This window comes from Candidatus Symbiopectobacterium sp. 'North America', assembly GCF_015762685.1.
Taxonomy (GTDB): Bacteria; Pseudomonadota; Gammaproteobacteria; order Enterobacterales; family Enterobacteriaceae; genus Symbiopectobacterium.
On sequence record NZ_PEHF01000033.1, the window covers coordinates 20,654 to 41,602 of the forward strand.

The following is a 20,949-nucleotide window of genomic DNA, read 5'->3' on the forward strand; positions in this document are numbered from 1 at the left end:
TCAATGAGTACCATACAAATGGCGGTGAATCTGCGCGGGGGTTACCCGGTACAACGCGGCGAGCCTGTCGGTGTGCAATTGCGTTGCGGGTTCGCCCTGTGTCACCCGGCCATCGGGCTCCACCATCACTACGCTGTCGGCAATCACGCGGACATGAAGAGGATGATGCGTTGCCATCAACAACGTCATCCCCTGCTGTTTCAGCGCCACCAGCGTTTCCAACAGATCGATTTGGTGACCAAAATCCAAACTGGAAGCCGGTTCATCCAGCAGTAACAAGCGTGGTTTCTGTGCTAACGCGCGGGCAATCAGCACCAGTTGCCGTTCACCGCCGCTCAGCAGGTTCCAACGCCGCTCGGCCAGATGGGCGATCCCCAGCGCAGTGAGCTGCTGCAAGACGGCGTCTTGTTCGCGCTGGCCCGGCACGGCAAACGTGCTCATGTGCGGGGTTAGCCCCATCATCACCATATCGAGCACGCTAAAAGCGAACGCGCCTTCATGCGCCTGCGGCACCCAGGCAATCACGCTGGCGCGCTGCGCATCTGAATAACGGTGCAAGGGAGTATCGGCCAGCACAATTTCGCCGGAAAGCAGCGGCAACACGCCAAGAATGGCGCGCATTAACGTGGTTTTCCCGCAGCCATTGGCGCCCAGCAGACAGCAGGCACTGCCCGCTGGCAGGGAAAACGCCACATCGCGCAATACCGCCTGGCGGGCATAACCTACCGTGGCCTGCCGCACCTCGAGCAGCGACATCATCGGCCTCCTCGTAACAACAGCAGCAGGAAGAATGGCGCACCGATAAAGGCGGTCAGAATGCCCAGCGGAATTTCAGTGGCGCTCAGCGCACGCGCCAATGTATCGGTCAGCAGCAGCAAAATGGCACCGATGCTCATGGCAACCGGCAACAAACGCTGGTGATTATTTCCCGTCAGTAGACGGCCAATGTGCGGCACCACGAGCCCGACCCAACCGATAACACCAGCCACAGCCACCGCGCTGGCGGTCATCAGCGTGGCGCAGACAATTAGCCCCATGCGCAAGCGTGTGACATTAATCCCCAGAGCACGTGCTTCATCGTCTGCCAGCGTCAGCAGGTTCATGCACCAGCGCAGCAGCAGCAATGGCAGCATGCCCAGCAGAATGATCGGTGCACACAGGTCAAGATCAGCGCGCGTCACCGTGGAGAGCCCACCGAGGAGCCAGAAGGTAATGGAGGGCAGTTGGGTATAAGGATCGGCGAGGGTTTTGATCAGTGAGATCCCCGCGCCGCACACCGTTCCCAGCGCAATGCCAACCAGCACTAACGTCAACACCGGATCGTGCCGCGTCACCTGTCGGGTGATCAACCAAACCCCGGCCACCACCAGCAGTCCTCCAGCAAATGCCAGTAACTGGATCAATAGCAGCGGCAAACCCAGCCAAATCGCGATGCAGGCACCGAAGCCCGCCCCCGATGCCACGCCGAGAATATCAGGTGAGACCAACGGGTTACGAAACATCCCCTGATAGGTGGTACCTGCTCCTGCCAACGCAGCGCCAATCAGCAACGCCGCCACAATGCGCGGCAGGCGGATCTGCCAGAAAACGATCTGATCTTGCGGCAAAAGGCTGTCAGGGCTGAAAAACAGCCCGATCACCCGATGAAGGCTCAACGGATACGCGCCGGAAAAAATAGCCAGCGCAATACACAACAGCGCCAGAGTACTTAACAGCGTAAACAGGGTTACCGTTCTCATTGCGCGTTAACGATACGGTTAAACCGGGCCTCGCTCAGCGGTGCATGCCAGAACAACGTGGCAAAGCGCATCATGTCGGCTTCAAATGAACGTGCCACGTCCTCATCCAGCCAAGCGTGCAAGCGTCTCAAACCGAGCAGCCGATTGATACCCGGCGGCGCATCTAACCAGCCAAACGACAAGCCGCTAAGAAACAGGATGCGTTTTTGCGCAATGGCCTTCACACCCTGCCATACCGGATCCTGCGTCAACGTGTGCAGGGTCGCCGACTCCTGCACCAAAATGATGTCCGGCTGCCAGGCCAGAAGGTTTTCCAGCGACACCTGCGCCAATCCCTGACGTCCCGGCAGTTGCGCGACATTTCTCAACCCCAGCAGTTCGGCCGCTTCAGTGTGCAGGGAACCGGCCAGCCCGGTTTCCAACCCACTGGCCCCGCGTGCGGCATAAAAGCGAACGTTGGCGGCATCCGAGTGGGCGAAGGACTGCGCCTCCTCAATAAACTGACGCGCCAATTCCGCCTGCGGCTCGGTGCGAAACGCCACGCCCAGCGCGTTCCCGATCTCCTGTAACTGCTGCGGCGTGCGCGCCAGCGTGCCGTTGATCAGTAGCCACGGGGTTTGTGTTTGGCTGCTGATACGTTGCGCTTGTGAGGTCCAGGTTTCATCCGCATTGCCACAGTCGACAATCAGATCGGGTTTCAGTGCGAGCAGTTTTTCCAGTGACAGCGTGGTCGCACGCCCCGCCAGACGGCCCAGCTTGGGTAAGCAGGTAATCACTTCCGGCAACAGATCGCTACCCGTTTGAGAGAAATCGAAGGAGGATAAACCCAGCAATTTTTCCGGTGCCGCCGCCATTAGCAACAAATCGGCAGGCGCGCCCGCACTGATCACGCGCTGAATATTCTGCGGAGCGGGTAAGCTTCCCACCGCAAATGTCAGAGCGTCGCCGGAAAAGGCGGGCCATCCTCGCAGTAACCCTGCGGCAGCCATCGCCTCAAGTAAGCGTCGTCGTGTTACTAGCATAACATCATCCTGAATACGCAATATTTCGTTACATATTTACACACATAACGAAAGGAACGTTGCTCAATGTCAACATTTGCTAACTCAGGTAATCATTCACTGCGTAACTTTTCAGATTCCACCGACGCTCAAAGACAAGGAATGCCAATACACTAACGTGGCCGAACTTAAGCTAATATCTTGGAAAATAAATATAAAATAGGGTGGTTATGGCATGTTATCAATGGCGTTCACGCGCCGTAATGGCGACACTGATTGCGGTATCCGTCAGTGCCTGTGTACCGATGCAGCGCCAACGCGCCGCCTACACGGATCTTTGCCAAAGTGAGTACAGCTTCAAAGTGCCTGGCCCGCAGGGTGAAACCACCCTGACGCTCGAAACCTATCTCTACGATCACGCGATCTCCTATGCCCCTTCCCGCTACAGGCAAGCGCTGTTCTCCATCCCTTACGTGAATGAGCCGGAAGCCAAACCGGAGTTTTATGTCCAACTGATCGCCTATAACAAAAACCGCCTGCGCCCTTCCCGCCCCGGTAAAAAAGGCGAACCTGCCATTCCGGTGCTCTACGACAGCAGGCAGGCTTATGTCACGCTGGAAGATGGCACGCGGGTAAATGCGCGGCCTGAACTGTTTCTCGGTATGCTCGCCTACGATTTTCCGATTCCCGATATGAGATACGCACACCAGTCCCCCTACGACATCAACAGTGATGAAGTGCACCGCCGTATCCCGAAACTCACGAACAACGACGATTACGGTTCAGTCTATGTAATATTCAAAACGCCAAGCCTCACGGAAAATGCCAAGTGGACCATCCACTTAGGGGAATTAATGGTGGCGGGTCAAAAAGTGGCTATTCCCCCGATGCCGTTGTGTTATCACCCTAAGAAAGAGTGGATCGGCATTGAACCGCTGATGCGCCCGTAGCGAACCAAACCCTATGTATCACCGATGCATCAGGAAGGAGAGGCTGGCCCACGGAACGCCCGACGCCATTCGCTCGGGCTCAGGTTAAAACGGGCCTTAAAACGTTGTCGGAATGAAATCGGCGAGGCAAATCCCGCCATGTGAGCTACCACCTCGACGCTATGATCGCTGCTTTTCAACAACATCTGACTGCGCTGCAATCGTTCCGCGGTAAGCCACTCGCCCACCGTCATACTGGTTGCCTTGATAAAGTGGCGGGTAAAGGTGCGGCGACTCATGCTGACAAAAGCCGCCAGCGCGTCCAGAGAGTGCGGCTGGTCGAGATGGCTGCGCAGATAGTCCAATAGCGCATTAATATGCGTGTCTCGTGTGGTTTCCGGCACCGGGCGTTCAATAAACTGCGCCTGCCCGCCATCGCGATAGGGAGGCACCACCATGCGACGCGCCACGCGATTTGCCAATGCACCGCCACAGTGACAACGGATAATATCCAGACAGCAATCAATCCCTGCCTCCGTCCCGGCAGAGGTGATCAGGCGATCGTCACGGGTGTACAGCGCATTGCTGTCCAGTTGCACATCAGGGAAACGACGGCTGAAATCGCGCTCAAACTCCCAATGGGTGGCCGCGCGCCGGCCCGCCAGTAACCCAGCATAAACCAGTACGTAAGTGCCAAGGCACAGCCCCACCACTTCCGCACCACGTTGCCAAGCGCGAACCAGTGCCGCCAGCAGTTCAGGCGCGGGTTTCTCATCCGGGTGATGCCAAAACGGAATAATAATGATATCGGCCGTTTCCAATAGCGCCAGACCGTGCTCCACATCAATGGAAATCCCACTATCAGAGCACACCCTGTCTGGCGTTAGTGCACAAATGTGCATCTCAAACCGACCCGGCTCCGGCAATGCCTTGCCGAAGACCATGCTGGGTACAGAAAAATGAAACGGGCTAAATCCTTCAGTGGCAACAATAGCAACGCGTAACGCGGACATAGGCTATTTTCTGTGGCATATCGGTTTGCTGGCTACGGGCCATTGTCGTCACCAACGCCTTCAAAGCGCGAGCATTTCCCCATCGTCGGGAATCAACACCCGTTGTTCGATGCCGTTTTCCCGACAGTATTCAAGCAGTTCGGCACGGCTAAGCAGGCAATGGTTCACCGCCTCCATGTGTGAGGCGCACAATAATGCTGTGCGGCAACAGATCGAGCGTTCGACTGGCATCCTCTTTTCCCATAATAATCGGGCCAAAGCCATCCACGGTAGCGCACCCGATATTCAGCACTATTACCTCGGGTTGGTAACGCTCCAGACTGTCGACATAAGGGGGAGCCCATACGGTGTCGCCCGCAATATAAAGGCGTTTTTCCTCCGCGCTGTCAAACACCAGTCCGCTGGTTTCCCCCATACGCGCCGCCAGACCTGGGTTAGCATATAGGGCATCACTGCCATGCTGCCCGCCGGTTTTCCAGAGCGTGATACCGGCCAGGGTATTCTCCTGTGCCAGCACCTGTACGCACGTGAACCCCTGCGAGCGAATCAATGCGGCATCCTATAGATTCTGGGTATAAATCGGCATGTCCTTGGGGATATGACGTTGGGCGGCTTCGTCCCAATGGTCGGAATGGGTGTGCGTCACAATCACCGCATCCACCTCCAGCAGTGCTTCTAACGACAAGGGCAGCGACACCATCGGATTGCGCAGCCAGGAACGGGCGGTTCCGGCAAAGCCCTCCCAGGCCTCTTTCTCCGCCAGCATAGGGTCGATCAGGAAAGTCGCTCCGGCATAGTTCAACTTCAGCGTGGCATTACGAATTTGCGTCAATTTCATGGAAAACTCCCGTGGATAACATCCAGCAAGACAGTGTGAGCATCAATGGGTTGCAGTGTAAAACGCACAAAGAAAACGCATAAGTTGCCCGTAGGCCATTGATCGATGAAATTGGGACAATCTGATTGACGCAGCGCGGCGGCATAATTATTTCAATCCCTATAAAGGTGTATTTTTATGTATGAACACCAATTTTAATTAAAAACAGGATCGAGATTAATAATCTTATTCACGCTGAATGTGCACACACATCAATTATTCACTGATATTGAAATGATAATTTAACCTTACCTTTCCACGATGTCATCACAGACCAAATAATAAAGAAAAGTGCAATGAGGGAAAAAACAAGACAACGCTGGCAGCGCCGTCCCGGCACCACGGGGGGAAAATTGCCATGGAATGACTGGCGTAACGCTTCAACCTGGCGCAGAACGACGCAAATACTGTTATTGGCTATCAATATCTATATCGGCGTGACCTTCTATTTTTGGGTGCGTTACTTTGAAACCGCCGGTGCCAGCGTTTATCTGCCCAGACCTGGCGGTATCGAAGGATGGTTACCAATTGCCGGACTAATGAATATCAAATATCTGTGGGAAATGGGACGTTTGCCACCGATCCATGTTGCCTCGATGCTGCTGCTTGTTGCCTTTATTATCACTAGCCTGCTAGTGAAAAAATCATTCTGTTCCTGGCTGTGTCCTATTGGGACATTTTCAGAATTGATTGATGCTGTCGGCAAGAAAATATTCAAACGGCATTTCACGCTGCCTACCTGGCTGGATATTCCACTGCGCGGCCTGAAATATTTGCTACTAGGTTTTTTTCTTTATATTGCGTTATCCATGCCAGCACAGGGCATTTATAGGTTCCTGATGTCCCCCTATGGCCTGATTGCCGATGTCAAAATGCTCGGTTTCTTCCGTAATATTGGCAACATCACCCTGGGCTTTATTATTGGATTCACCGTTATCAGCTTGTTTGTCCGGCATTTCTGGTGCCGTTATCTCTGTCCTTACGGCGCACTGCTGGGCCTGTTTTCGCTGTTGTCACCGGTAAAAATCCGTCGTGATGCCAACCGCTGTATCGACTGCGGCAAGTGTGCCAAAGCGTGCCCATCCCATATTCCCGTCGATAAGCTCATCCAGGTGAGAACCGCCGAATGTAATGCCTGCATGACCTGCGTCGAATCCTGCCCAGTAGCATCAACGTTAAGCTTATCGCTGTTGAATGCACCGCACTCAGCGGCAAAAAGCGAGGATACGCATCGCCCCCTGTGGCAGCAGGCAACACTCTCCGGCGCGATGATGACATTCCTGATTCTCGGCATCCTTTTCGCCACCGTTGGCTTCGCCATGTTGATCGGTGGCTGGGACGGCCCTATCCCCGAACAGATGTACTTCAAGCTTATTCCTGGCTCACAATCCATCGGTCACCCCTAACCTCAATATCCCAAACCCCCCTTAAAACAGGGGGAATTCTCCTTCATTAAGCATCGCACAAAGATAGTTTTACCTTCTGATTAATAATGACAATTTTACGTAATAAAAGATGAACAAATATTAATGTTACGTCACTTGCGATTTTTTGATAATAAGTCTCATTATTGCTTCTGTTATCATCATGCCTGCTCAAGAATTAGTCATGATTTCTTTGGCTGCGAATAAAGAGAATCTTCCTATGAGAAACATGAAAGCAAAATGTCGTTCTTTCCTGCGCGATGAGAGCGGTGTTACCGCCATTGAATACGGCATTCTGGCCGCTGCGATGGCAGCGGCCATTGGCGCTATTTTTGGTGGCGATGGTATCTTTGTGAAAGCACTAAATGAGAAATTCAGCGCTATCGCCGATCAGATCACCAGCGCTGGCACCAGCACCGGTGGCGGCACGGCCTCCGGCGCGAAATAAGCACGAGATGGCGGTCAACGCACAGTGGCTGCAAGCGGCACTGCTGCTCGGGTGTCTGGCGTGGTGTATCATTACCGATCTGCTCGTGCGGCGCATTGCCAATCGGGCGGTATTGATTCTGCTGTTGGGCTGGTTGCTGTTTGGCATCACAGATGTGGTACGACTCGGCGGAGGAAACAACGCTGCGTTACAGGAAATGCTGTGGGCGCTGCCGGGTGCCGCAGTGGTGCTGGTGGTCGGGTTTATCCTGTTTCTCACCGGACGGTTAGGTGCTGGCGACGTCAAGCTGATGAGCGTGCTGTGCCTGTGGGTTGGCTCGGGCCATCAGATCGTTTTTGTGCTGGTGACAGCGCTGGCAGGGGGCATTTTGGCACTCACACTGCCGCTGTTTAATGCCGTTCCCACCGCCGTGGCTCTGGGTATACAAGCAACCAACCGGCTGTTTAACAGCCGATTACCGCTACCTCCCGCACTGCCCGCCGATCTTTCTCAGGGCATACCCTATGGCGTCGCCATCGCCTTTGGCGCGATGTATGTCCTTATTTTCCCGTTGTTTTAATTTCGATTGTTTTAACTTCGATTGTTTTAAATTTGAACGTTTTACTCCGTCGCAACATTAAGACGCACACGCTAAAGCAGGCAAGCTGAATGAAAGTAAACGCTACCTATGTACTGGCAGGACTCGTTGCGCTAATGGTTCGCAGCCATCTCGCCGCAACGCCCCCCGCACCGCCGCCGGTGGTGATTAAAGCCCCGGAACAAACCGCTATTCTGGTGGCGGCCAAGGATCTGCATCCCGGTGATTTTATTGACACGGCCTCGCTGAGTTGACAGGTCGTGGAAGGGACGGTTTCTCGCAATTTCAACTTTATCAGTGGCAAAGACAGCCAGTCACTGCTGCTGGGTGCTACGTTGCGTGAACCCGTTGCACAAGGAGCACCGCTAACCAGCAACGTATTGGTCAAGCCCGGCGAACCGGGTTTTGTCGCTGCCGTGCTGCGTAAAGGCATGCGTGCCATCTCCATTCCGACCAATGCGGTAGCCAGCAACTCCGGTCTGGTAGCAGCGGGCGATCGTGTCGACATCATTCTGAGCCTGCGACGCGATGAGCAGCCGGAACTGCCGCCTAGCAGCACGCAGCCTGTCGTCAGACCGATGCTGGCCTCCCAGACCATCGCGCGCGATCTGCGGGTGCTGGCGCTGAATAACCAAACCGACACCGATGTGCGTCCGCGCCGCGATGTGGAAGAGGACAGCGAGCAGGACGCCAACGCGCACAGCCACACGCCGGCCAGTACCAGCAGCTCACGAACCCCAAGCTACCAAACCGTCACCGTTGAAGTGACCCCCGAACAGGCAGAAGTGCTGGCGGTCGCGAAAGAGGTAGGGATGTTGCACATGGCGCTGCGCAGTGCGACACCCGATGCCCAGGATGAGAAACAAGGCCACTCTCGCGTCACCACCCTGTCGCAAAGCACCACTATTTATAACGGGTTATCCAGCTATCAGGTGAAAGTTTATCACGGCGAGCAGAAGGGCGTGCTGGTGTTCCCCGCCCGCTGACGAACTGCATTCAGGCAGCCTGACAATGCCGCACAGCGGGCTGTTGATGGAACCATAAAAGCCATAACGGAATTAACGTAAATGACGATGTTTTCGCTGTATTTGAAATCGCACCTTCGGGAAACATGCAAACGATTACTCACTGCAAGTCTGCTCAGTACTGCGTTGCCCATCGCCGTGGTGATGCCCACCACCGCGCTGGCCGCAGGTGTATCAGAAGTGGCGGAAACCAATGTGGTGCACCTGACGGTTCATCAAGGACGCCTGTTGCAACTCGATGGCCTGCCGGACAGCGTGCTGGTCGCAGACCCTAATATCGCCAGCTTCGAGCTGCCTTCGCCGGGCAACCTGTTTGTCTATGCCAAAAGCATCGGCACCACCACGCTCTACGCCATGGATGAAAACGGCACGGTGATCAACGCCATCCGTCTGGTTTCCGAGCACGATTTAAAAGCGCTGGGCGAGCGAATCAAACGCGAGTTTCCCGGCGCGGATATCCAGTTGGAAGAGTCCATCCCCAGCGGCGTAATTGTGCGTGACAGCGTAGACACCCCGCAAGATGCGAAACGCGTCATCGACAGCGTGCAGGCATACATCAGCGCATCCGCCGGTGCACAAGGTGGTGGCGGTGGCGGCGGTGAAAAACTGCCGGGCAGCAGCGAATCCTCCGCCAAAGTGATTAACCAGCTCAAGATCAAAACCCCGTCACAAATCAACATTCAGGTGCGTGTGGTGGAAGTCTCACGCAAATTAACCAGCGAACTGAGCTTTAACTGGGCAGCCTCACTGAGTACCGGCAGCGGCAACATCAACGCAGGCAGCGGAACGCGATTGGGGCTGTTTGACTCCGCCACAGGGCGCTTTAGCAACCACACCGATGCCGGTTTCTTAAGCTTTGGCCGCTCACGCTTAAGCGGCTTGTTAACCGCGTTAAACCAGCAGGGCATGGCGACGGTATTGGCAGAACCTAATCTGACCACGATCTCCGGCGAGACGGCCGCCTTTGCCGCCAGTGGCGAAGTGCCTATCGTGCTTATCACCAACAACAGCGTCAGCATCGATTACAAATCTTACGGCGTGATCCTGCGTATGACGCCAACGCTGCTCTCTGCCAACCGCATCAGCCTGCACATTGCGCCGGAAGTGAGCGAAATGACGGACGTCGGCGCAGTAGATATCCCCGGCGGCTCGCGCGTACCGGCACTCAAAGTGCGCCGCACCGATACCACGGTAGAGCTGGCCAGCGGGCAAAGCTTCGCACTGGCAGGCATGCTGCGCAGCGCCAACGGCCAAACCGTGACCGGCGTACAGGGATTAAGCAGCATCCCCCTATTGGGACGCGCTTTTGAAAACGAATCCACCAGCCATGAAGAAACCGAACTGGTGATCATCGCCACTGCCTATGTCGTTGAGCCGGTCAATGCCGGAGAACTGCAAACGCCAGGGCAAGGGGTAAGAATGTTGGATGCCGTCACACCGAGCTTCGGCTCCGTCGGCTACCTCTACTAACCCTGGATGATAACGGTGAAAAACATGAATAAACACACTACAACGTGCACGCTGTTCTCCATGACGCTCTGCGCCTGCGCGCTGTTATTGGCCGCATGCGGCGACAGCAGCATCAATAAAATGCGTGCCGATCGTTTCGAACAACCGGCACTCAAACCGATCGAGGTCCGCCCGACTTCACTGGCGGTGACGCTGGCGGTTGCGCCTAACGGACGCGGCTTTACGCCCGAATCGCTCAAGCAGCTTAATGTCATGCTGAAAGATCAGGGGCGCCTCGCCAAACAAACCCTGACGCTGATCCCACATTCAGTACGCGGCGAGCAAATGGCAGACCGCCTGGCCGTCGTGCTGAAAAATGCCGGGGCTGACGCGCGCAACGTGAAGCAATTACGTCGTTCGACAGCAGGCGGCCAAACCGGCGATCTGGAAGTGATTTCAGAAGCGCTGGCGGTGAAAACCACGCGCTGCGAAGTGAACAATCCCGATCAGTTGATGGTGAAACCTTTTGAAGGCATTGGCTACCTCGGCTGTGCCACACAAAACAGCCTGGCGAAGATGGTGGCTGAACCACGTGATCTGATTCAGGCCAAGGCGCTGGACGCTGCCGATGGCGTCACCGCTGTGAACAGCATCGAACGCTATCACAAAGGTGAAGTGAAAGAGCTCATCGACATTAACTTTGACGAAGATTAAAGGCGAGGCATTCCATGAGCGACATTACCCTTACCGATGGCGAAGCGTTGGCACAACCGCTGGTCGCCTTCGTGCATGACGCCCGCGAGGCGGCTGACGTCAGAGATCTGCTCTCGCGCCTGAACCAGCAGGACGTGCCGGTGCTGTCCGGCGGTATTGCTGACGCACGCCAATGGTGCGAGTTGAATGTACCGCCGCGTATCCTGCTGGTGGATCTTGATGATACCCACTGGCCACGCTGGAAGAGTTGCTGGGCGTGTGTGGCCCCACCACCCAAGTGGTGGCGGCAGGTAAAGCGCAGGATATCGGCCTGTACCGTGCACTGCTCCAGATTGGCGTGGTGGATTATCTGGTTAAGCCTTTCACCCTCGACCTGCTGGCGACAACGCTCGCCAAGTGCGAAGGCCAACAGGCCGGGCCGGAATACGCCCGCATGGGCAGAACCATCGCAGTGGTCAGCGCCAGCGGCGGTTGCGGCGGCACCTACCGCGACGCCGCGTCAAATGGATAACCGCACCAGCTAGCGCCGCCTGATCCGTGCACAGCTTTACGATCAGATCGATGCGGGTAAAGCGGTCATGATGGGCCGCGACAAGCTGCTGGCGCAAATTGAAACCGTGATTCGCCGCATTTGCGACGAACAGCGCCTCCAGCTTTCGCGTCAGGAATAGGAAGCCATCGCCGCCGAAATGCTGGATGAAATGACCGGTATCGGGCCGATCCAGCCGCTGCTGGCATATGATACCGTCAACGATATTCTGGTCAACGGCGCACAGCAGGTGTTTATCCAGCGTTTCGGCAAACTGGAACTGTCACCGATTACCTTTATCGATGAAGAGCACGTGTTCAACACCGCACAGCGCATTGCAGCAGCGGTAGGACGGCGTATCGATGAAGCCAGCCCGATGGTCGATGCACGCTTGCCCGACGGCAGCCGCGTTAACGTGATCACCTACCCGCTGGTGATCGACGGTACCACCATTTCGATCCGTAAATTCATGCGGCGCAACCTGTCGCTGGAAACGCTGGCGGAACGCCGCTGCATGTCTTACGCCATGGCGGATGTGCTGAATAAGGCGATGCAAGCCCGCGTGAACGTCATCGTGTCTGGCGGTACCGGTGCCGGTAAAACCACGCTGCTCAACGCGCTGTCGCAGAAGATCGGCAGCACCGATCGCATTATCACCATCGAAGATGCCGCCGAGTTGCAATTGCAGCAGGAGCACGTGGTGCGGTTGGAAACGCGTCCGGTAAGCGCCGAAGGCACCGGACGCGTCGATCAGCGCGATCTGATGCGTAACGCGCTGTGTATGCGCCTGGATCGCATCATTCTGGGTGAGGTGCGCGGCGGCGAGAGTTTCGACATGTTGCAGGCGATGAACACCGGCCATAACGGCTCGCTCTGTACCGTGCACGCCAACACCTCGCGCGATGCCATCCAACGTCTGGAAAACATGGTGATGATGGCCAACATGCAGTTGCCGCTGATGGCTATCCGCCGTCAGATCGCCAGCGCCGTGCATTTGATTGTGCAGATTGAACGTATGCGCGACGGCATGCGCCTCGTGGTGTCGATTACCGAAGTGTGTGGCATGGAAAACGAAGTGATCCAGCTTCAGGATCTGTTCAGCTTCCAGATCCAGGGCATGGACGGCCAAGGCATGCTCACTGGTGAATATGTGCAGCACATTCAGCGCCCGCAGTTCTACAGCGACAAAGCGCACCTGTTTGATGCGCAGTGAGGATTGAAGGAGAGCCAATGAGTGATGTACGCCTGAATCTGATCACCCTGCTGATATTTTGCTGCGTCTTTGCGCTGGTGCTGGCTATCGCTGCCTGGAAAAAAGCGCGCCGGCAGCGCGAACAGCGCTGGCAACAGGTGTTAAAAGAGGTTAGCCCAGCCGCCGCCGAGATAACCTCCAACTCCATCCTGCGCGATGAAGTCACGACACCCTATTATGCGTGTGCCGCTGCTGGGGCGTGCACTGGCGATCCTCTGGGCGCAGTTAGCGTTTATCAGCTGGAAAAAAAACCTGGTACAGCGCGCACTCTCGTTAGGCGCTGTCAGTCTGGTGATCGGTATGATCATGGGGCAGCGCACGCTGCTGCCGTTGACGATGGGATTGGTCTTTTCCCTGCTGCTGTTTGTCAGCACGGCTGTGCTGCTGTTCCGCTCCACGTTACAAAAGCACCTGAAAGCACTGCGCGAAAGCCTGCCGGAAGCGATCGATGCCATTACCCGCAGTTGTCGTGCAGGCGTACCCGTGGCGAATACCTTCGCCATCGTGGCAGAGCACCTGAGCGGCCCGCTGGCCAAGGAATTCAAAACCATCGATCACTGGCTCAAACTGGGTATTCCCTTACGTCAGGTGATCCAGACCTCTGCCACACGGGTACCGATGGCGGAATACCGCTTCTTCGTGGTGATCCTGATCATCAACCAGGAGGCCGGTGGCCGGTTGGGTGAGACGCTGGAGCGACTCTCTGCCACGCTGCGCGACAGGCGTGAACTGCAACTGAAAGTGCAGTCGAAAACCTCAGAAGCGCGCGCGTCTGCCAAGATTGTCGCCGCGCTGTTCCCCTGCTGTCTCGCCTATTTGTATATGAAGTCACCGGAGGATTTCAGCTTTTTGTTCTCTGACCCAGTGGGCACCTCGGTGCTGATTTACGCCCTGTGCAGCGTCTCGCTGGGGATGTTGGTGACCCATTTGATGGTCAAGCGGGTTGGATAAGAGAGAGCCGAAATGACGTTATTGAGCGACCCCTTACTGCTGCTGGCCCTGGTACTGATCATCACCGGTATCCTGCTGGGACGTACACAACATCAAGCACGCCAGTACAAGCTGTTGGAAAACCGCCTGCGTGGGCACCTGCCTGAGGCTAGCCGCGAGACAGATTCACAAGACACTATCCTGCGTGGTCAGGGCACCGCGTTATCTCCCTGGCTGGAAGCGCTGCTGCGCCCGCTCGCGGTACAGGGCGAGCGACTGGCTGGTTCAGATCGCGATCGCTGCAACCTGCGCCGCATGTTGGATCTGGCGGGTTTACGCCGTCATGAAGCGGTGGGCTGGCTGGTGATGGGCAAATTTATCACCGGTGCACTGATTGCCGTACTGCTGGTCTGGGGATGGCTACCCGCAGCCGATCGACTCAGTCTGACAGGCGTCGCCACCGGCCTTATCGGCTTTTTTGTCGGCACGCTGTTGCCCGAGTGGTGGCTACGTTGGCGTGCTGCCAGTCGGGGCGAAAAGCTGGCGCGCGGTACCGGACGCGCTGGATCTGATGGTGGTATGCGCCGAAGCGGGTTTGCCAATCGGGCGTGTCCTGCACGTGGTATCGAAAGAGCTGGGCCTTTCCTCACCGGAAATGGCGGATGAACTGCACTACACCGCCTCCGAGTTGCAGATCTTGTCCGATCGTACCTTAGCGATGATGCATCTGGCAGAGCGCACTCGAGTCAGCGAAATCGAAAGCATGGTCGCCACCCTGATTCAGGCGGAACGCTACGGCACCCCGCTCTCTCAGGCGCTGCGCACGATTGCCGACGAAAGTCGAAAAACACTGATTTTAGGGCTGGAAGAGAAAGCGGGAAAGCTACCCGCCCAACTCAGCGTGCCATTGATGACGCTGATCCTGCCACCGATTATCGCCATTATGGCCGCCCCCGCCTTAGTGCGCGTGGTGCGCCTGTTGTCACAATGAACCACCGATGGAGTCCGTGAAGATGTTTGTTCAGATAACCTTGAGTAACAAAACGGCTTACCGCCGCCACACCTTCTCATTGACCGTGTTGCTGCTCATTATGGTGCTGGCCGGTTGTGGCAGTTCAATGGCGATCAAGGGCAATAAAGACGAAGGGCTGCGTCTGGCGCGTTTACTGCGCGATCAGGGTCGGGTGGAAGCCGCAACCGACGTCTATACGCGTTTGGACAGCCGCAACATGCTGAAAGGCCGGGAGATGCTGGAATACGCCAGCGTTGCTGCACTGGCGAGCTCCCCCCAGCAAACGCTGGAGCTGTACAGCTGTGCACGCCAGGTATTAGGCGGCGACACGGATAAAATGTCCCCCGAAGAAGCGCTCGCCGTGTGTCTCGGCATGGGTCGCGCCCAGCTCGCGCTGGGGCGTAACACCATGGCGCAGAAAGATTTCACCTGTGCACTGAAAGCGCAGCCAAACAACACGCTGGAGCTCAATGGCATGGGCGTGGTGATGGACAGCTCAGGACAGCACACGCACGCTCGTCAGATGTTCGAAAAAGCCTTGCAAGTGAATCCGGCTGATGTCTCCGCCATCAACAATCTGGCGCTCTCCTGGCTTGCCAGCGGCAACCCGGACAAAGCAATTCCGTTGCTGCGCTCACTGGATGACGGCAACACCACCGGCAAACTTAATCTGGCGCTGGCCTATCTCGCCAGCGACCGGGAAGAGGACGCACGCACGGCACTCGGTGCCATCGCCCAACCACAGCGCATTGATGCCCTGATTGCCTCGCTGCATCAGCGTTTGCAACAAATGCAGCAGGATAAAACCCGTGGCGAAACGCTGCTGGCCTCCAGCCGCCAACGCCTGCAACTGAGCAACCCGAAATAATGGCACGCATGCGCGATACGCTCCGACATCAAGCCAAGCGCTGGCGCGCCGCGCACGGCGTGGCCGCGACCGAGGTGGCCTTTTTGGTTCCGGTCGCGATGATCGGTGTGATGATGCTGTTTGAGCTGGCGCGTATCGGGCTGGTGATCGCGGTCGGTAGCGCGGCGCTGGATAAAGCGGTGCAGAGTTTCCGCCTTGATAATCTCAGCGCCGCCAGCCCGGAAAAGATGAGCACGCGCCTGAAAACGCGCATGGTGGATTCGGCCTATGGCTACCTTAGCGCGGACAACCTTACCGTTAACGTGCTGCATTTCGAAAACCTGAACCAGTTGGGGGGATTTACCGCCAGCGGTACTGCATCAAACGACACGCAAAACGGCGAAGAGAACACCACCACGCTGCCGGTGTGGTCCGTCACGGTGCAGATTGAAAAGGCGTTTATCACGCCGCTGCCGGAAGAGTTAACACTGGGCACCACCTTCCGCTACCAGTACAAGCACGTGTTCGGCACGGAGTTACGCAATGACAATGACTAAGATGCTATTGCGTTACCTGAAACGCTTTCGTCGCTCATGCCGTGGGGTTGCGGCAGTGGAAACCGCGCTGGCGTTTCCGATTGTTCTGGCGATTGGTTCGCTCTGTGCCGACATGTACAGCGTTGGTCTGGAGCGCTCTCGTATGGAGCAGCGTGCAGGTGCCATCGTCTCAATACTGGCGATGCAGCAAGATCTGACGGAAACCGGGTTGCAGGGGTTACTGGATACCGTGCTGCCCAACCAGGGATTAGGGAATTATCAGCTGCTGATTAGCAACGTGCGTCAAACCGGCGATCTCTATTGACAACTGAGCCGTGGCACGGTGAAAGGGCTGTGCGTGGGAAGCGAAATCCAGCCGAATCCCCCCTATTTGCCAGACCTGCCCGAGCGCGATGCCAAATAGGGCAACAAGAGCACCTCCATGCTGGTGGTGGAGATTTGTCGCCAGGGTAAAGACCTCGCCCTGCTGGGTGGCATGTCATTAGGCGGTTTGTTACACGCCACGGCAATCAATCGGGTTGCCATCGGCGTCGTGGATTTAGATGAAACCCTGAGCAAAGAAGCTGGGTTGGATAACGATAAAACATAACGACGCGTGACGGGCAAAAAGACCCACCATAACCACGCGCACCGATACAGAGCCATGTCGTATTTTTTCCCGCTTATTCGGGCGGGATACCTATGCACTAAATTTGGTCAATCAGGATAATAAAAGATAAAAAACGATTAAAAACAGTCGATTGAAAAATACAGCCGTCGCATGCGCCCCTTTTGGCGTGCTGCGCTGTCCGCTTTTATTCATCAGGAAACCGGCGCAGGCACGGCGTTCTACGTGCTCGGCACCATGGCACTGCTGGTCAGCGCTGCCTTCATTGTCGATACCTCAACGGCCACTGGCGATGCCACACAGATCAAGCGCGCAACGGACGCCGCCGCACTGGCTGTCGCGCATCAGGCTACGATCAACGGCGACGAGTATGACCCGGAACAGATTAAAGAACTGGCCTATCAATATGTCAAAAACAACCTAGGGTTAAACAACGCGCTCGACAACAAACTCACCCGTGAAGACGTCACCGTCACGGAAGGCCGTAAAAACAACACGCGCAAAACGTACACCGTCGAAGCCAGCTTCAACACCCAGCCCAGCCTGTTGAAACTGGGTGCTCGAAAACAGGCGGTTTATTCCACGGCGGAAGTGATCAATCGCCCGACGGAAATTGCGATGGTGCTGCCCGTCATTAACGGTATGAGCGCGCGCGATCTTGCTGCGCTCAAGCGGCTGAGTAAGGATTTTGCCAAGCGCATGTTGGACAGCGCAGACGGCAAACGTGACAACCTGTGGATCTCGTTGGTGCCGTTCAGCCAGGCGGTGAATGTCTACGACGCACAGGACGCCAACCGTATTCGCCGTTGGGCCAGGCCGGGAGCGCTGAACCCGATAGAGCTTAGCTCGCTCTTTCGTACCGGTTACGCCAGCCTGGCCGATCGCCGTATTCCCGATAGACGTGCCAATCTGTTGTGCATGTATAGCGGGCTGGGAGAAGAAGAGAATTTTTTCTGGGATGAACCCCGGTGGCGCAATTCAGGGTGTATTACCGCGCCGACTTGCCACAAAACGGTAGCCCTGGCGCAGAGCCTATCTCATGGGTTGGCCCCAATCCTTTCTTTGGTCAAGCCGCAGGGGTTAACGACATCCGCTGGATGGTTGCGGATCTGGATGGTTGCGGATAAAGGTTGCCCCAACGCCGCTTTGTTGCCGCTCACCAACGATCTGAATAAGGTGGACGAACGCGTCGATCAGTTCTCAATCCGTTTTAACGTCAACTACGCCATTGCGATGTCTTGGGCGGGTGCGGCGTTATCGCCCAACATGCGCGGCAGCGAAGGCTGGGGCGACGCGAAATTGCCGCTGGATTTCAATGTCGACGGCAGCGGTGACGGCCAAAAAGTGGTCATCATGCTGGCGGACACCTATTCCGATCCGGAAGGCACGGGCGGGTACGGCCAGTTCGACACCGACAGCTACAACTTCAATCCCGGCCAATTCGCTGGGGAAACGGGCAGCGATGGGTCACGTGAGTTCGCAAAACGCCGCTTCGAAGACCTGTGTACCAGCTTTCGTGCACGCAATATCAAATTTTATTTCGTGGGTGTCCGGCCAGGAGATCCCGATAACTACGGTCAGAATCTGTTTGATGACATTGCCACACCTGGGTTGTTGATCTGCACCGAAGGCGATAAACGCATGAGCTTTATCGACGGTCGAGGGTTTGGTGCAGCGGAAGACCCGCTGGCAGCACGTCTGGAACGTATCGCCAGCCAGATCGAAACGGAAGGCGGCTATGTGCGTCTGATTGAATAATTATCTGACTTTAAAAGAAATGATGTGATTCATCCTTCAACGTTGGCACGTTAATTTTGGCACTTTAACTACAGGACACGACACCATGACATTTTCCCGTTCCAAAGCCGGTAATACACCTGCGCGCCCACCCCGTCAGGCATGGGTGTTGGAACCGCGCATGATGTTCGACGCCGCCGCCGTAGCCATCGCTGATGCCGTCGCGGCTCAGGTTATCGCGCCGACCGACAGCGCGCCGGGTGTGGATGCCACTCCCGCCCACGGTACGGTAACCATCAACGAAGGGGAAACCGGCTTTGCCGCCGTGGATCTGTTCAGTAAGGTGACTGTGTCCACTGACACCGGTGCGGATAGCAGCGGCAAGGAATTGACCGAATTAGTGATCACCGTCGATCGCGCCGGTGCCAATCAAGTGCTGATGATCGATGGCAGTGAAATTGCCCTGAAACCCACAACCACCGGGAGCGATTCGACCCTCAACAACGGTTATAGCTATAAGGTCACCGTCAGCGGCGACACCACCACCATCACGCTGAGTATTGCCTCGTCAGAGGCTTTTCAACCCGAAAATGTTGCCACACTGATCGACGGCATTGCCTATAAACCACTGGACAGCACTGTGGCAAGTGGTGATGTCACTGTTACGCTGAAAAGTCTGAGCGATCAGGATGCTACCGCTACGCTGGATATTCACGCCACCGTGACGGTAGACAACAAGGTTAACGTGCCACCTGCGCTTTCCGGCAGCATATTACAGGAAGCGGAGGCCTTTACCGCAGGCACACTGGCAAAAGCGACGGAAATTGCCTATTCCGCAGATGGCAGCCATGTATATGCCGCCGGCTACGATAACACGATCACCGTTTTCGCGGTTGACAGCACCGGGCGCTTAACCCAGCAGCAGAGTCTGGTGGTTGAAAACCTCGGCACCGTTAACCATCTGGTGTTCAGTGCCGATGGCAAATCGGTCTACACCATTGCCGGTAACGGTAACCTGATTCAACTGAGCGTTAACGACGGCGAGCTGACGTATGTCAGCACCACCAAGATGGAAGGCGGCAGCTCAACCGGTGGGCTGGCGATTTCTGATGACGGTAAACAAGTCTATGTGGATGCCAGCAGCAACAACGAACGCGCGGTGAATGTCTACAACCGTGATGAAAATGGCGCATTAACACCGGGGCAGAAACTGGAAGCCCACCGTAACGGTATGATTGCCACCTCCGGTGACTATGTCTATGTGCTCCACAGCGGCGCCTCGTTCATCGCTCCCCACGAGATCAAGGTATATCAGCGTAATGCAACGACTGGCACATTGACGCTGATCGATGACCTTATTCTCACTAAAACAGGGCAAAGTGCCGTCGACTACGCGCTGACCACCTCCAACGATGGCACGCTGCTGTACGTCGGTGACCCAACCAGCGCCAATATCCTTATTTACCAACTGGGCAGCGACAACAAGCTGGCCCTGATCAACACCGTCACCAGCGACAAAATTGGCAGCCTGACGCTGAGCAGCGATGGCACCCAGCTTTATGCCGCGACCACGACGGGCACGGTGAATATTTACGCCGTGGGCGAAAATGGCAGCCTGACGCCCACCGGCAGCAGCACCGGCACGACCAACGGCGGCGACATCGCCGTCTCTGCCGATGGCAACTCCATTCTGGTTTCTGGTAACGGCATCAGCCGCTATTCGCCCATCCAAACGCTGTTGCGCGGTGGAGAAATTACGCTGGCACACGGCTTGACGCTATCTGATGCCAACAATGACCGTCTGGTAGACGGCAATGGGGATTATAACGGCACCACGTTAACGCTTTCCCGCGCAACCGACGTACAAGCCGACGACCAGTTCGGCTTTGCGCAAGGCAGTGGCCTGCAACTGATCGATGGGAAAGTGATGAAAGGCGATACCGCGATTGCCACCTTCAGCCAAAGTGCAGGCACGCTCACCCTCACCTTCCTGGTGGGTGCCAGTAAAGCCGATGCCAATGCGGTATTGCACCAGATCACCTACAGCAACACCGGGGCCGACACCAATGGCACGCTGGTGAAACTGGCCCTGCGCGCCAATGACGGCAAGGCAGACAGCCAAACGGTCACATTGGATGTACTGATCACCAACAATACCGCCCCAACGCTCGATGCCACTACCATTGGCAACAAGACCTATGATACCCATGGCACGGTGGTCAATCCGTTTATCAATACCACGATCAGCGCCGGTGAGATCGGCCAGTAAATTATCGAACTGA

At 56.2% G+C, this 20,949-nt stretch carries 17 protein-coding genes and 4 pseudogenes; 16 read left to right on the forward strand and 5 right to left on the reverse strand.

The window, feature by feature from the left end; genetic code table 11:
- From CS369_RS07845 to CS369_RS07855, 3 genes are read right to left on the reverse strand one after another with little or no spacing between them, the layout of a single operon-like run.
- Positions 1-756 (reverse strand): ABC transporter ATP-binding protein, encoded by a 756-nt coding sequence (locus CS369_RS07845; RefSeq protein WP_196906694.1) that lies wholly within the window; start codon positions 754-756, stop codon positions 1-3.
- Positions 756-1,739, reverse strand: coding sequence for an iron ABC transporter permease (locus CS369_RS07850; protein ID WP_196906657.1), 984 nt, complete (start codon positions 1,737-1,739; stop codon positions 756-758). The genes CS369_RS07845 and CS369_RS07850 overlap by 1 nt, the downstream gene beginning before the upstream one ends.
- Entirely contained in the window at positions 1,736-2,761 is a 1,026-nt protein-coding gene (locus tag CS369_RS07855; RefSeq protein WP_196906658.1) for an ABC transporter substrate-binding protein, read from the reverse strand. Before CS369_RS07855 ends, CS369_RS07850 begins: the two co-directional genes overlap by 4 nt.
- Before the next feature lie 209 nt (positions 2,762-2,970).
- Between CS369_RS07855 and CS369_RS23365 the strand changes: the two genes are divergently transcribed.
- Positions 2,971-3,690: a hypothetical protein gene (locus CS369_RS23365; RefSeq protein WP_244664878.1), complete on the forward strand. Its 720-nt coding sequence runs from the start codon at positions 2,971-2,973 to the stop codon at positions 3,688-3,690.
- Between the two features lie 29 nt (positions 3,691-3,719).
- On the opposite strand, the gene CS369_RS07865 is transcribed toward CS369_RS23365, so the two are convergent.
- On the reverse strand, positions 3,720-4,682 hold the full coding sequence (locus tag CS369_RS07865; protein ID WP_196906659.1) for a GlxA family transcriptional regulator: 963 nt from the start codon (positions 4,680-4,682) through the stop codon (positions 3,720-3,722).
- 60 nt (positions 4,683-4,742) lie between these two features.
- Positions 4,743-5,520, reverse strand: a pseudogene (locus CS369_RS07870) (MBL fold metallo-hydrolase).
- Between the two features lie 335 nt (positions 5,521-5,855).
- Here CS369_RS07870 and CS369_RS07875 point away from each other — a divergent pair.
- The 15 genes and pseudogenes from CS369_RS07875 (at position 5,856) to CS369_RS07945 (ending at position 20,936) form a co-directional block, all read left to right on the forward strand.
- Entirely contained in the window at positions 5,856-6,965 is a 1,110-nt protein-coding gene (locus CS369_RS07875) for a 4Fe-4S binding protein (protein ID WP_196906660.1), read from the forward strand.
- A gap of 238 nt (positions 6,966-7,203) precedes the next feature.
- Positions 7,204-7,431: a Flp family type IVb pilin gene (locus tag CS369_RS07880; protein WP_196906661.1), complete on the forward strand. Its 228-nt coding sequence runs from the start codon at positions 7,204-7,206 to the stop codon at positions 7,429-7,431.
- A 7-nt stretch (positions 7,432-7,438) separates the two neighbouring features.
- Positions 7,439-7,990, forward strand: a complete 552-nt coding sequence (locus CS369_RS07885) for a prepilin peptidase (RefSeq protein ID WP_196906662.1) — start codon at positions 7,439-7,441, stop codon at positions 7,988-7,990.
- Between the two features lie 89 nt (positions 7,991-8,079).
- Positions 8,080-8,262, forward strand: a complete 183-nt coding sequence (locus tag CS369_RS23370) for a hypothetical protein (RefSeq protein WP_244664880.1) — start codon at positions 8,080-8,082, stop codon at positions 8,260-8,262.
- 6 nt (positions 8,263-8,268) lie between these two features.
- The gene (gene cpaB / locus CS369_RS07890; RefSeq protein ID WP_244664881.1) at positions 8,269-8,994 is read left to right on the forward strand and encodes a Flp pilus assembly protein CpaB; all 726 of its coding nucleotides are present in this window, start codon (positions 8,269-8,271) and stop codon (positions 8,992-8,994) included.
- Between the two features lie 81 nt (positions 8,995-9,075).
- Complete coding sequence (locus CS369_RS07895) at positions 9,076-10,503, forward strand: type II and III secretion system protein family protein (RefSeq protein WP_196906663.1); 1,428 nt, start codon at positions 9,076-9,078, stop codon at positions 10,501-10,503.
- A gap of 24 nt (positions 10,504-10,527) precedes the next feature.
- Entirely contained in the window at positions 10,528-11,196 is a 669-nt protein-coding gene (locus CS369_RS07900) for a CpaD family pilus assembly lipoprotein (RefSeq protein ID WP_196906664.1), read from the forward strand.
- Positions 11,197-11,669: 473 nt separating this feature from the next.
- A pseudogene (locus tag CS369_RS07910) lies at positions 11,670-12,938 on the forward strand (CpaF family protein); the annotation flags it as partial.
- A gap of 216 nt (positions 12,939-13,154) precedes the next feature.
- A complete protein-coding gene (locus tag CS369_RS07915) occupies positions 13,155-13,928 on the forward strand; it encodes a type II secretion system F family protein (RefSeq protein ID WP_244664884.1) in 774 nt (257 codons plus the stop codon).
- A 12-nt stretch (positions 13,929-13,940) separates the two neighbouring features.
- Positions 13,941-14,898 (forward strand): annotated as a pseudogene (locus tag CS369_RS07920) (type II secretion system F family protein).
- Between the two features lie 100 nt (positions 14,899-14,998).
- On the forward strand, positions 14,999-15,787 hold the full coding sequence (locus CS369_RS07925; RefSeq protein WP_244664892.1) for a tetratricopeptide repeat protein: 789 nt from the start codon (positions 14,999-15,001) through the stop codon (positions 15,785-15,787).
- Positions 15,787-16,323 carry a hypothetical protein gene (locus tag CS369_RS07930; protein WP_374191041.1) on the forward strand — a complete coding sequence of 179 codons (537 nt, stop codon included), beginning with the start codon at positions 15,787-15,789 and terminating at the stop codon, positions 16,321-16,323. The genes CS369_RS07925 and CS369_RS07930 overlap by 1 nt, the downstream gene beginning before the upstream one ends.
- Positions 16,310-16,912 (forward strand): annotated as a pseudogene (locus tag CS369_RS07935) (TadE/TadG family type IV pilus assembly protein). Before CS369_RS07930 ends, CS369_RS07935 begins: the two are co-directional and overlap by 14 nt.
- A 171-nt stretch (positions 16,913-17,083) precedes the next feature.
- Complete coding sequence (locus CS369_RS07940; protein ID WP_244664887.1) at positions 17,084-18,688, forward strand: pilus assembly protein TadG-related protein; 1,605 nt, start codon at positions 17,084-17,086, stop codon at positions 18,686-18,688.
- A gap of 85 nt (positions 18,689-18,773) precedes the next feature.
- Positions 18,774-20,936, forward strand: a complete 2,163-nt coding sequence (locus CS369_RS07945; protein ID WP_196906667.1) for a beta-propeller fold lactonase family protein — start codon at positions 18,774-18,776, stop codon at positions 20,934-20,936.
- Positions 20,937-20,949: the final 13 nt, after the last annotated feature.